Origin of the sequence: uncultured Thiodictyon sp. (assembly GCF_903946935.1) — a bacterium.
Taxonomy (GTDB): domain Bacteria; phylum Pseudomonadota; class Gammaproteobacteria; order Chromatiales; family Chromatiaceae; genus Thiodictyon.
Window position 1 is genome coordinate 25,295 of sequence record NZ_CAJAXH010000267.1, and the last position, 12,460, is coordinate 37,754.

The window sequence follows — 12,460 nt, forward strand, 5'->3', positions numbered from 1 at the left end:
TCAAGGAACCCCTCGATCACGTGATGCAGGAAACCTACCCCAAGGCACCGCACAGCGCGGCAGTCCCGCTGGTCGTGCCCCGCGCCGGGCACAGCATCTCGCGCGCCAACATCAGCGAGTATGCACTCAAGGTCCTCTACAAGCTGAAACAGGAGGGCTTCGCGGCCCATCTGGTGGGCGGCGGGGTGCGCGACCTCCTGCTCGGCCATGAGCCCAAGGACTTCGACGTGGCCACCGACGCCACCCCGGAGGAGGTCCGCCAGGTCTTCCGCAACTGTCGCCTGATCGGCCGTCGCTTTCGCCTGGCCCATGTCCACTTCGGCCAGGAGATCATTGAGGTAGCGACCTTTCGCGGGACCGGGGCGGACGACGACGACGCGGATCGCCAGGTCGAGAACGGCATGATCGTGCGCGACAACTCCTACGGGAGCATCGCGGAGGACGCCCTGCGACGTGACTTCACGATCAACGCGCTCTACTACGACATCAGCAACTTCTCGCTGGTCGACTACGCCGGCGGGCTGGAGGACCTGCGCCTCGGGCAACTGCGCCTGATCGGCCACCCCGAGCAGCGCTATCGGGAGGACCCGGTGCGGATGCTGCGGGCGGTGCGTTTTGCCTGCAAACTCGGGTTCAAGGTCGAGCAAGGGACCGAGGAGCCCCTGTTCACGCTGGGGCCGCTGCTCGGCGACATCGCCTCCGCCCGGCTGTTCGACGAGCTGATCAAGATGTTCCACGGGGGCTACGGGCGCGACACCTTCGAGAAGCTGCGCCACTACGGACTCTTCGGCCACCTGTTCCCGGACACCGATGCCGCCCTGGCGCTGGAGGAGGAGTCCTTTCCGGTCACCTTCGTCAGTCGCGGACTGGAAAACACCGACCGGCGCGTCCTGGCCAACAAACCGGTGGCGCCCTTCTTCCTGTATGCGGTCCTGCTGTGGGAACCGGTGCGCCGACGCTACGAACGACTCCTGGCCAAGGGGGTCGAGGAGTTGGACGCGATCGAGCGGGCGGGTAGCGAGGTGTGTACGCGCCAACAACCCCTGGTCGCCATCCCCAAGCGCTTCTCACTGCCGATGCGCGAGATCTGGTCGCTCCAGCCGCGCCTGCTCCAGCGCGACGGCAAGCGCCCGGCCCGCCTGATCGGCCACCCCCGCTTCCGTGCCGCCTATGACTTTCTGATGCTGCGGGCAGAGGCCGGCGAGGCGGATCGGGAACTCGCCGACTGGTGGACGCGCTTCCAGGAGGCCGACGGGACGCAGCGCACCGCCATGACCGAGGGCGGCACCAAGCGACGGAGGCCCCGGCGGCGACGCGGGAACGGCATCGGGGCCGACTCGGACCCCGGGAGCGCGCTCGCCGAGGGACCCGATGGCGGCGCCTGAGCCTCCGGTGCTGGCCTATATCGGGCTCGGCAGCAACCTTGACGACCCGCGCGCCCAGGTCGCCCGCGCCATGGATGAACTGGCGGGGCTCCCCGGCTGCACCCTGGCCGCGCGCTCCTCGCTCTATGCCACCGCCCCAGTGGGGCCGGTGGCACAGCCGGATTTTGTCAACGCGGTGGTCGCGCTCGCCACCACGCTCGCGCCGCTCGCCTTGCTGGGCGCCTTGCAGGGGCTGGAGCGCGACCATGGCCGGGTGCGCGACGGGACCCGCTGGGGACCCCGCACCCTGGACCTGGACCTGCTGCTCTTCGGTGACTTACAGATTCACTTGCCGGGGCTCGTCCTGCCCCATCCGGAGATGAGGCGGCGCGCCTTCGTCCTGGTACCCCTGGCCGAGATTGCGCCAGGGGGCCTGCCGATCCCCGGCCAGGGGCCGCTCGCCGAGCTGCTCGCCGCCCTGGACGACCGCGACTGGATTCGCCCCGTGTCAACTGGCGCTGGCGCGCCGGGCGCCTTATCCTCGCGCTAGCGGGACGCGCGGACGCGTGCGCGCCGATCCGCAAGCCCCACACCCCACACCTCGGAGCACCCATGTCCGCCAAGCCGATCTCAGTCGCCACCCTGGCGGCAATGAAGGCCCGGGGAGAGCGCATCTCCTGTCTCACCTGCTACGACGCCAGCTTCGCCCGGCTGCTCGATACCGCCGGGGTCGAGGCGATGCTGGTAGGCGACTCGCTCGGAATGGTGCTGCAAGGACACGCGACCACGGTGCCGGTCACCATCGAGCAGATGGCCTACCACACCGCCTGCGTAGCCCGCGGGCGCGAACGCGCACTCTTGATTGCCGACCTGCCCTTCCTGGCCAGTGCCACCCCGGAGCGGGCGCTGGCGAACGCCGCCCGGTTGATGCAGGAGGGCGGCGCCCAGGTGGTCAAGCTGGAGGGCGGGGGCCACGTGGTGGAGACGATCCGGTGCCTGACCGAACAGGGCGTGCCGGTGTGCGGCCATCTGGGACTGCTGCCCCAATCGGTCAACCTCATCGGCGGCTACCGCTTTCAGGGGCGCGATGCGGACTCCGCGCAGACCATCAAACGCGACGCCCTGGCCATCCAGGCGGCCGGCGCCAGCCTGCTGGTGCTCGAATGCGTGCCGGCGGCCCTGGCCCAGGAGATCGGCCAGACGCTCGCGATCCCGGTGATCGGCATCGGCGCCGGGGCCGGGTGCGACGGCCAGGTGCTGGTCCTCTACGACATCCTGGGTCTCAACCCCAAACGGCCGCCGCGCTTCAGCCGAGACTTCATGCAAGGCCGCGGCTCGATCATGGAGGCCGTGGCGGACTATGTGGCAGCGGTCAGGGACGGCACTTTCCCCGGTTCGGCCGAAACGACTTATTGAACGACTGAGCGATTGAGCAACAGCATGGATATCGTCGAAGACCTCAACACCCTGCGGGCCCAGGTCCGCGCCTGGCGCATGGCAGGGGAGCGCATCGCCTTCGTCCCCACCATGGGGAACCTCCATGAGGGACACATCACCCTGGTGCGCGAGGCCGGTCAGCGCGCCCGCCGGGTCATCGCGAGCATCTTCGTCAACCCCCTGCAATTCGGCCCCAGCGAAGACCTGGCGGCCTACCCCCGCACCCCGGAGCGCGATCGGACGCTGCTGGCCGCGGCCGGCTGCGACCTGCTGTTCGCACCCGCGGTGGCGACCATGTATCCTCAGGGCCAGGAGGCGCAGACCCGGGTCGAGGTCCCCGGGGTCTCGGACCTGCTGTGCGGGGCCAGCCGCCCGGGGCATTTCATCGGGGTGGCGACCGTGGTGTGCAAGCTATTCAACATGGTCCAGCCGGACCTGGCGCTCTTCGGTGAAAAGGACTTCCAGCAACTCCTGGTCATCCGCCGCCTGGTCGCCGATCTGAACCTGCCGGTGGAAATCGCCGGTGTCCCCACCGTGCGGGAGCCCGACGGGCTGGCCATGAGCTCGCGCAACGGCTATCTCTCGGCCGCCGAGCGGGCCCAGGCACCGGCGCTCTACCAGGCACTGACCGCGGCCGCCCGGGGGCTGGCGGCCGGACGACCGGCCCCGGAGATTGAGTCGGAGGCGGCCGAAATCATTGCCGCAGCCGGCTTGAGACCCGATTATGTCAGCGTCCGACGGGCCGCGGACCTGGCCGAGCCGGCCGTAAGCGACGCCGAACTGGTGGTGTTGGCAGCGGCCTATCTCGGCCGGACGCGACTGATCGACAATCTGCGCGTGACGCGCCCGGGCACCTGAGGGGACCCGCCACCGAACGCCACCGCACGAACAATGATGCAGCGCAGCAATTCATGCGTTAGAATCGACCCCCAACTGAAATCATACGGGTTTACTCGCGGTTAACCGAGACCCGAGAGCCCATGAGGCCCGAGCGGCTTTTTAGAGGATCGAGTTGATGCAACTGACCTTACTGAAGTGCAAGCTGCACCGCGCCTGCGTGACCCACGCCGAGGTGGACTACGAGGGCTCCTGCGCCATCGACGAGGAGCTGCTGCGGCGTGCCGGGATCCGCGAATACGAGCAGATCCAGATCTACAACGTTACCAACGGTGAGCGTTTTACCACCTATGCCATCCGCGCCGAGTTGGGGTCGCGGGTGATCTCGGTCAACGGGGCAGCGGCACACAAGGCCGCCCCCGGGGATCGGGTCATCATCTGTGCCTATGCCGGCATGAGCGAGGCCGAGGCGCGGGTCTTCAAGCCCAGCCTGGTCTATCTGGACGAGTGCAATCGCATCATCCGCACCGGCGAGTCGATTCCCGCGCAAGCGGCATGAAGACAGGGACTTAGGCTAACGGGCAGCGCGCCCGCACCACCCCTCAAGATGAAAGTGGCGGGCGCCTGACCGTTCCCCCACCCCGCCCTCCACCACGAGGGGGGGGTGGGAGAATTGGACCGCGCTCCCGGCGCGACTTTCATGTTGAAGGACACCGCACCCGGGTGCTGCCTGGGTGCGGTGTTTTTTGTTGCCTTGCCGGCCCTATTGCGGGCTGGTCGCCGGGTTCAGCCCGGCCGGATCGGCGGCGATCTCTTCCTCGGTGAGGAAGGTGAAGCCACACTGTTCCGGCGTCAAATTCTCGGCGGCCGTGCGCGGGTATTTACGGCAACTGGGCGGACGCACATGGTAGACGGCGCAACTGCTCAGGCCCTCCTCGTCGAAACGCAGGAAGGGACAAGGGTAAGGGAGCTTGCAGCAGGCGCCGCAACGGTTGCACTCGCCCTGCCGGGTGGCGTCGACCGGCAGCAGCGAGGTAGTGAAGCGCTTGACTTTGTTCAGCACGCTAGGAACTCCTAAGGGCTTGTGACCGCTAAGGGACAAAGCAGGTTAGCGTATACAGTATTAGAAAGGGCCGTGCTTGTCACTCGCTTGCCTCTCAACTAAACCATGTTTAATTTTAGGTAGCGGGGGCCGGCACGGCGGCGTGGCTGACGCGGGCACCGTGGCGGCGAGACGAGCGACGCCCAGCGCCACGTCAGCGGCTATTCGCGTTTTTGTCGGTAAATTGATTTAAGTCATGGCCCCCATCTCACAGACCTGGCCGCACGCGTCCTCGCGCCGCCGCTCATCTGTCTGTAATCGTTGCCTCGGCTTCGTGTTGGGCGGTCTTCTCGTGAAAGGTCCATTGGCCAGGGTATATGGCAGCAACGGTTGCGACCATATTGTGTCCGCCGATATTGCCTTGGACTCTCCATTCTTGTGGGTTGACCCGGGTCGCCGTCCCATAGGAATCGAAGCCCGCGATGTGGCCAGTGATGTTGTAGGACCCGTCGCGTACCCGATACAGCGTGGCGTAGGCCTCTTGACCGCGGATATAACCAGTAAGCTTATAACGGCCGGCGCTGATCTCTTTGATCGTCGCGAAGGATTCGTATCCGTCGACGCGGCCTATTGCGGTAAACATGGGGAGTCATTCGTAAGGTGTCTGTTCGTTCTGATCATTTTTCCGTGCCTGCCGCCGCGGCCAACTTCACGGCCTTGGACGGCGTCCAACAGGAGGCGCGTGCGTTGTTTGATGACCTGCGGGTCCGCTTGGCCGACGGCGCCGGGCGGGGACCTCGGCGCGGTTCGTTGAGCCGGCTGTGGGAGCGCCGCGGCCGTCCTGCGCAAGTCACTGGGGTCTATTTATGGGGTGGTGTGGGTCGCGGCAAGACCTATCTGATGGACTGGTTCTGCGACACCCTGCCGGGCACGGATAAGCGCCGACTGCATTTTCACCATTTCATGCGTGGCGTCCATGACGCCATGTCGCGGCTGCCCAGCCAACCAGACCCACTGGAGGTGATTGGCGGTCAGTGGCGACAGGACGTGCGGGTGTTGTGTCTGGACGAGTTCGTCGTTACCGACATCGCCGACGCCATGATCCTGCATCGCTTGCTCGGCGCGCTGTTTAAGCGCGGCATGACGCTGGTCGTGACCTCCAACACAAGCCCCGAGCGACTCTATCACAACGGCCTGCAGCGACAATTGTTTCTGCCCGCCATCGACCTGCTGAAGGCACACACACACGTGTTCGAGCTGGCCGGCGCGGTCGACTATCGACTGCGCACGCTCACGCAAGCCGGGGTATTCTTCGTCGGCGAGGACGGAGAGGCCCGGCTTGCCGAACATTATGAACACCTGACGGGCGGGCATGGGGGGGCGGATGAGGGCTTCAGCGTCAACGGACGGACCTTCCCGGCGCGTCGGGTGGGTCCGGATGTCGCCTGGTTCGACTTCCAGGCGTTGTGTGGGACAGCGCGCGCAGCCGCCGATTATATCGAAATCGCCCGCCTGTTTCACACCGTGCTGCTGTCCGGGGTGCCGGTGTTGCGGCCGCAGCACGAGGCGGCGGCCAGGCGTTTCGTACACTTGATCGACGAGTTTTACGACCGGCGGATCAAGCTCGTCATCGCCGCCGAGGCGCCGATCTCGGCACTTTACCCGGGTGGCTTCGTGGACTTCCCCTTTGAGCGCGTACACAGTCGCCTGATCGAGATGCAGTCCCAGGACTACCTGGCGGCCCCAGGAGCGGAATAACCGGCAGCGCCGAACCGCGTCCGCCTTGATCGTCATTCCGGCCGGGACGCCGGAATCCAGACCAGGGATGGCAACCTCTCCTTGATGACTGTGACCGGCGAAATAGTGTACCCTCCCCGCCCTGTTGGCAAACACCTTTTCGGAGAACATTCAATGGCAGGCAACGGTAGCACCCCGGTGCTCGGCATCATCGGCGGCAGCGGTGTCTACGACATCGAGGGGCTCACCAACAAGCGCTGGGAGCGCGTCGACTCACCCTTCGGCAGCCCCTCAGACGAACTGCTGTGCGGCGAGCTCAACGGGCAGCCGATGGTGTTCCTGCCGCGCCATGGCCGTGGACACCGCATCCCCCCCTCCGAGATCAACTTCCGCGCCAACATCGACGCACTCAAGCGCGCCGGCGCCACCGACGTGGTCTCGGTGAGCGCCGTGGGGTCGCTGCGCGAGCACCTACGTCCCGGGATGTTCGTGATCGTCGACCAATTCATCGACCGCACCTTTGCCCGCACCAAGAGCTTTTTCGGCACGGGTCTGGTGGCCCATGTGTCGATGGCGCACCCGGTCTGCCACCGGCTCGGCGACCATCTGGAGGCGGCGGCGCGCGAGGCGGGGATCGAGGTGGCGCGCGGCGGCACCTATCTGGTGATGGAAGGGCCGCAGTTCTCCAGCCTGGCCGAGTCCGAGCTCTATCGCAGTTGGAACTGCGACGTCATCGGCATGACCAACATGCCCGAGGCCAAGTTGGCGCGCGAGGCCGAGCTCTGCTACGCCACCGTGGCCATGGTCACCGATTTCGATTGCTGGCACCCGAACCATGACGACGTTACAGTCGATGCCATCGTCAAGGTGTTGCTGGGCAATGCAGACAACGCCCGCAGCCTGGTAAAGAAGGTCGCGCCGCGCCTGCATGGCGATGCCAATGCCCCCGCCTGCGGCTGCCGCAGCGCGCTCGAACATGCATTGATTACGCCGCCCGCGACGCGCGATCCCGCGCTGGTCCGACAACTGGATGCGGTCGCCGGTCGCCTGCTCAATCCCCGTTAATTGTTTCCGGAAGCACCCCATGCCCATCAAGTCCCGTATTCGCACCGTCCCCCATTACCCCAAACCGGGCGTGATGTTTCGCGACATCACCACCCTGCTCAAGGACCCGGTCGGCTTCCGCATCACCATCAATGAGCTGGTCAATCGCTATACCGCCCAGAAGATCGACCGGGTGGCCGGCATTGAGGCGCGCGGCTTTATCCTGGGCGCGGCCCTGGCCTATCAATTGGGGCTGGGCTTTGTGCCCATTCGCAAGAAGGGCAAGCTGCCGGCCGAGACCGTCGGCCACGACTACGATCTGGAATACGGCACCGACCGCATCGAGATGCATGTCGATGCGGTCTCCAAGGGCGACCAGGTGCTGCTGGTCGATGACCTGATCGCCACCGGCGGCACCGCCGAGGCGGCCTGCAAGCTGATCGAGGGCATGGGCGGCGCCATCGTGGAGTGCTGCTTTGTCATCGACCTCCCCGATCTGGGCGGCCGCGCGCGGCTGGAAAAGCACGGCCACAAGGTCTTCTCGCTGTGCGAGTTCGAAGGCGACTGAGGTTGCGATGACGCTCTTTGGCCTGCGCGAGGCCGGCACCACGGTCCGCACCGAGGTACTCGCGGGCCTCACGACTTGGCTCGCCATGGTCTATATCGTGGCGGTCAATCCCAGCATCCTGGCCAGCACCGGCATGGACCAGGGGGCGCTCTTCGTCGCGACCTGCCTAGGCGCCGGGCTCGCCTCCATCGCGATGGGGCTATACGCCAACCTGCCGCTGGCGCTGGCGCCCGGCATGGGGCTGAACGCCTATTTCGCCTTCGTCGTAGTCGGCGGCCTGCATATTCCCTGGCAGGTGGCGCTGGGTGCGGTCTTCCTGTCCGGTGTGCTATTCCTGATCGTCTCGCTCCTGCGCCTGCGCGAATGGCTGATCAACAGCATTCCGCTCTCACTCAAGCTGGGTATTGGCGCCGGCATCGGCTTCTTTCTGGCGCTGATCGGGCTGGAGCACATGGGTGTCGTGGCCGCAAACCCAGCCACCTATGTAACACTGGGCGATCTCGGCAACCCCGCGACCCTCCTGGCCTGCGTCGGCTTCGTGGCAATGGCGGCGCTGGCGGCGCGCGGTATTGCCGCCGCGGTCCTGATCGGGATTCTCGCCACCGCCGCGGCCGGCATCCCACTCGGGATGACGACCTTCCACGGCGTGATCGCACCGCCGCCCTCGCTCATGCCGACCTTGTTCCAGATGGACATCCCCGGTGCGCTCAACCTGGGCCTGATCAGCATCGTGCTGACCTTCTTCCTGATCGACGTGCTGGACAATGCCGGCACGCTGATCGCGGTCACGCATCGGGCCGGGCTGATGCGCCCGGATGGCACGGTGCCGCGCCTACGCCAAGCGCTGACCGCGGATTCGGGCGGCGCCATGCTCGGCGCGGCGCTCGGCACCTCCACCGTCTGCGGCTATATCGAGAGCGCGGCCGGCATCCAAGCGGGCGGGCGCACTGGCCTCACTGCCGTGGTAACGGGCGTGCTATTCCTGGCGACGCTATTTTTCGCCCCGCTGGCCCTGTCACTACCCGAGTTCGCGACCGCCCCCGCACTGGTCTTCGTTGCGTGCCTGATGGCCGGAGCACTGCGCGGGCTCAATTGGGACGAACTGACCGACTATCTGCCCGCGGTGGTCACTGCGCTGGCAGTGCCCTTCACCTTTTCGATCGCCGCCGGCATCGGTATCGGCTTCATCGTCCATGCGCTGGTGAAGACCCTGGCCGGCCGCCCGCGCGAGGTGGGCGGCGCGGTCTGGCTGATCGCCGCGGCCTCGGCGGTGAAGTTTGCCATCCAGTGAAGTGTCCTTCGTACCCTTGAGGTACAGGCTTCCAGCGCATGAATATCAACGACCTGAAGGCCTTCGATGGACTGGACCCGGATATCCGCGCGGCCCTGCTGGCCCAAATCCGAGACCTCTGGACGCATGGCTCCACGGCGATCGAGGGCAATACCCTGACGCTGGGCGAGACCAAGTTCGTCATTGAGGAAGGGCTTACGGTCTCGGGCAAGCCGCTGAGGGACCATCAGGAGGTGATGGGGCACGCGCGCGCCATCGAGCTGATCTACCGCTGGCTGGATCTTGGATTCACACAGGACCGGTTGTTCGATCTGCATCGAGCCGTTCAGACCGAGATGATCCTGGACATCTTCAAGCCGTTCGGTGCCTGGAAGCTGGAGCCCAACGGGACCTATGCAGTGACCGCGGACGGGCGCCAGACCTTCATCGAGTACGCCGCCCCGCGGGACGTGCCGGCACTCATGACCCAATGGCTTGCGGAGCTCAATCGCTTGTCCCAGGAGAACCTGAGCGAGGTGGATGCGATCGCGGCCTATGCGCGACTGCACCTGGGGTTCGTGCATATACATCCCTTCTGGGACGGCAATGGGCGGATGGCGCGATTGCTCGCCAATGTCCCGGTGCTGCGTTCGGGCCACCTCCCGGTAGTGATCGATGTACAGGACCGCAAGCGCTATATCGACACCCTGGCCGAGTATCAACTCAGCGCCGGTCAATTGAACCCCCAGGACGGAGTCTGGCCAAGCCAGGACCTGCAAGGCCCCTTTATGGCCTTTTGTGAGGAGTCCTATGCGCCAACACGGGCACTGGTCTGTCAGGCCCAAGCACAGCAGGCCAAGAGAGTGCGTTGATACCGGAGTTTCCTTTCGGCCTTGATCGTCGTTCCGGCTACCGAGGCTGGTCGGTCGGCCGTCAGGCCGACCGACTGGGAGCGCCGCACCCCAGTGCCGGATTGATGATCAAGACCGTCGCTCCGGCCACTGGAGGTCGAGGTTTTAGCCCGTACGGCGTGCAGACACCACTGATTTCTCTTGAAGCCTCGACCTCCGGTTGTAGATAATCAAGGCTCCCGGCGCGGACAGGACCTATGGCAACAGTTCAGCGACCTGTACGGCCAGTGTCGGCAAGGTTTCAGAGCTGATGCGACCCTGCTCCGGAACCACGGTCCTGGATGCATATCCGCCACGTCCGGGGCGGGTGAAAGCCTCCAGCACCCGCCCCCGGACATTGACTATCCAGTATTCCGGGATACCGTTGCGCGCATAGGCGGCGGCCTTGGCGGAGCGGTCGTATTCCAATGTGGAATCAGAGACCTCGATGACCAGCAGGGCCTGGGTGGGATGCGATTTGGCGTAATCCCGCGGCACCCCAGGGACCACGCAGAGGTCAGGCTCTGGCTCGGAGCGATCATCCAGGGCGATGGGCGCCTGCACGCGAACCAGATAGCCGGCAGGCAGCCGTTGGCGTAGGACCTCGGCGACCAGTTGCGTAGCGGTCACGTGCAATGGTCCCTGGGGTGACATATCGATGATTTCTCCATCCAGCAGTTCGAGCCGGGCATCCGGAGCGAAGAGTCCCACCTCGGACATCCGTTCGTATTCTGCCCGGGTCCAGTGATGGACCGCAGGGACCCTCAGGGGCTGTTGCAGGGTAGCGGACATGGCGGCGACCTCCGGAATAATTCGGGACCGGACTTTGGAGTGTTTCCGTGTGTTTCCGTGGCAAAACGGCGACTGACTTCCTGCGTCCCAAGTGCTGCGATGGGCGGATTGATGATCAAGGCCTACCGCACCGCCGGATTATACCGCAGACAATTGGGAATACAGGCGCACTCGAACGCGATCTTCATCGGCGCAATCTTGCCCTCGTTCTTGAGCTGGAACAGCCGCGGCACCACCCGATCGCGCAGCCCCTCCGGGTCGATCGTATTGACATAAATCCGGGTACCGCCTTCAAAACCCGCCGGGTTGGAGACGCGCCATTTGATCAGGATGCGCCACGGCATCGGCACGTCCACATCGGGTGGCTTGTAGTACCATTCCTCGTTACAGGGGACATCCGATCCGGTCGCGGCATGGCAGGCATGCACTAGATCGGACATGCCGCGCAGCTCGTCCGCCGAGTGGGTCCAGGGTTCGCACCGCTCGCTCTTGGAAAATATCTCCAGCGTCGGAAAGCGATGACCGAAGCCGGCGAAGGCGATGGCGTAATCGTTTTCGGCCACCACCAGATTGCGGTAGCCAGCAAAGTTGACTGCCGCTTCATTGTACATATTCGGATTATCCCGCACCCGGCGCAAGGCTAGATCGTTCTGCACGCCGCGCTCGTCGATCGCCACCAGCTGCTTGTGCAGATGATCAAATGACGCGCCGGCCTGCTTCAGCCAGTTCTGGAACACGGCAACATAGCGGATATAGCGGTTATGGGCAAACAAGTCGCGCAGGGCATCGACCGTGAAGCACAGATACTGGTCATGCTCTTGCGGCGTCAGAGTTCCCGAGGACGCCAACTGATGCTCATGGGTGGCGCCATCGATGAAATGGCGTCGGGCCACGATCACGTCATGGCCGCCGGCAAAAAAGGCGTCCGCCAGCTGCAAACGCTCGTCAACGGACAGCAGGTGACACTCGGCCTCATCGAGGCCCGCGGCCCGTAAACGCTGATCGACCACCTTCAGTACGTGCGCACGCCCCGACTCCGATGCAAGATAATCCAACTTGTGTGCCGCGATATGTTTCGGCATCTGATAGTCGAAGTTCTGCTGCCAATAGTCGAATGACACGATCTCGAACAGGTTGGGGATGCGGCGGAATTCGGCCACGGTATCGAACAGGTGCTCGACATGCAGATGGCGCAGTGTCTTCATCCCATCGCCCGACCGGATCAGCCGCACCTTCTCGGGGGGCGTCTCCAGATAGCGTCGGGCGCAGAACGAACAATAGGCATCGTGCGCCGCCGGATCCAGCGGCGCCGGGTTGGGTGAGCTCACCCCCAACGGCCGATTGGCCCGACCCGGAACGGTCCACACCTCCGTGTGGGTGAAGGGATTGATCTGCTTGATCGTCCCATCGGCCATGCGCATGAGATAATTGGCTTCGGGAATGACCTGAGATAACATGCCTGCCGTACCTAGCGGTTGA

General features: G+C 65.0%; 14 protein-coding genes. 10 read left to right on the forward strand and 4 right to left on the reverse strand.

Features of this window, described 5'->3' with window-relative positions; genetic code table 11:
- Positions 1-23: 23 nt before the first annotated feature.
- The 5 genes from pcnB to panD all read left to right on the forward strand — a co-directional run bounded on the left by pcnB (position 24) and on the right by panD (position 4,197).
- Positions 24-1,385 carry a polynucleotide adenylyltransferase PcnB gene (gene pcnB / locus QZX93_RS23435; protein ID WP_295384398.1) on the forward strand — a complete coding sequence of 454 codons (1,362 nt, stop codon included), beginning with the start codon at positions 24-26 and terminating at the stop codon, positions 1,383-1,385.
- Positions 1,372-1,914, forward strand: coding sequence for a 2-amino-4-hydroxy-6-hydroxymethyldihydropteridine diphosphokinase (folK, locus tag QZX93_RS23440; protein WP_295384400.1), 543 nt, complete (start codon positions 1,372-1,374; stop codon positions 1,912-1,914). Before pcnB ends, folK begins: the two co-directional genes overlap by 14 nt.
- A 62-nt stretch (positions 1,915-1,976) precedes the next feature.
- Positions 1,977-2,780, forward strand: a complete 804-nt coding sequence (panB, locus tag QZX93_RS23445) for a 3-methyl-2-oxobutanoate hydroxymethyltransferase (protein WP_295384402.1) — start codon at positions 1,977-1,979, stop codon at positions 2,778-2,780.
- A gap of 24 nt (positions 2,781-2,804) precedes the next feature.
- A complete protein-coding gene (gene panC, locus QZX93_RS23450; protein ID WP_295384404.1) occupies positions 2,805-3,659 on the forward strand; it encodes a pantoate--beta-alanine ligase in 855 nt (284 codons plus the stop codon).
- A 157-nt stretch (positions 3,660-3,816) separates the two neighbouring features.
- Positions 3,817-4,197 (forward strand): aspartate 1-decarboxylase, encoded by a 381-nt coding sequence (gene panD / locus QZX93_RS23455; RefSeq protein ID WP_295384406.1) that lies wholly within the window; start codon positions 3,817-3,819, stop codon positions 4,195-4,197.
- A 204-nt stretch (positions 4,198-4,401) separates the two neighbouring features.
- On the opposite strand, the gene QZX93_RS23460 is transcribed toward panD, so the two are convergent.
- Positions 4,402-4,701 carry a hypothetical protein gene (locus tag QZX93_RS23460; protein ID WP_295384408.1) on the reverse strand — a complete coding sequence of 100 codons (300 nt, stop codon included), beginning with the start codon at positions 4,699-4,701 and terminating at the stop codon, positions 4,402-4,404.
- Between the two features lie 283 nt (positions 4,702-4,984).
- Positions 4,985-5,323, reverse strand: coding sequence for a hypothetical protein (locus QZX93_RS23465; RefSeq protein ID WP_295384410.1), 339 nt, complete (start codon positions 5,321-5,323; stop codon positions 4,985-4,987).
- Positions 5,324-5,340: 17 nt separating this feature from the next.
- On the opposite strand from QZX93_RS23465, the gene zapE reads away from it, so the two are divergent.
- From zapE to QZX93_RS23490, 5 genes are all read left to right on the forward strand, one after another.
- Positions 5,341-6,438 carry a cell division protein ZapE gene (gene zapE, locus QZX93_RS23470; RefSeq protein WP_295384412.1) on the forward strand — a complete coding sequence of 366 codons (1,098 nt, stop codon included), beginning with the start codon at positions 5,341-5,343 and terminating at the stop codon, positions 6,436-6,438.
- Between the two features lie 153 nt (positions 6,439-6,591).
- The gene (locus QZX93_RS23475) at positions 6,592-7,482 is read left to right on the forward strand and encodes an S-methyl-5'-thioadenosine phosphorylase (RefSeq protein ID WP_295384414.1); all 891 of its coding nucleotides are present in this window, start codon (positions 6,592-6,594) and stop codon (positions 7,480-7,482) included.
- Between the two features lie 19 nt (positions 7,483-7,501).
- Positions 7,502-8,029: an adenine phosphoribosyltransferase gene (locus QZX93_RS23480; RefSeq protein ID WP_295384416.1), complete on the forward strand. Its 528-nt coding sequence runs from the start codon at positions 7,502-7,504 to the stop codon at positions 8,027-8,029.
- Between the two features lie 7 nt (positions 8,030-8,036).
- Entirely contained in the window at positions 8,037-9,320 is a 1,284-nt protein-coding gene (locus QZX93_RS23485) for an NCS2 family permease (protein ID WP_295384418.1), read from the forward strand.
- 38 nt (positions 9,321-9,358) lie between these two features.
- Entirely contained in the window at positions 9,359-10,171 is an 813-nt protein-coding gene (locus QZX93_RS23490) for a Fic family protein (protein WP_295384420.1), read from the forward strand.
- A 234-nt stretch (positions 10,172-10,405) separates the two neighbouring features.
- Here the strand turns inward: QZX93_RS23490 and QZX93_RS23495 are convergent, their stop codons facing one another.
- Complete coding sequence (locus QZX93_RS23495) at positions 10,406-10,981, reverse strand: Uma2 family endonuclease (RefSeq protein ID WP_295384422.1); 576 nt, start codon at positions 10,979-10,981, stop codon at positions 10,406-10,408.
- 122 nt (positions 10,982-11,103) lie between these two features.
- Positions 11,104-12,438, reverse strand: a complete 1,335-nt coding sequence (locus QZX93_RS23500) for a DUF4921 family protein (RefSeq protein ID WP_295384424.1) — start codon at positions 12,436-12,438, stop codon at positions 11,104-11,106.
- Between the last annotated feature and the right edge of the window lie 22 nt (positions 12,439-12,460).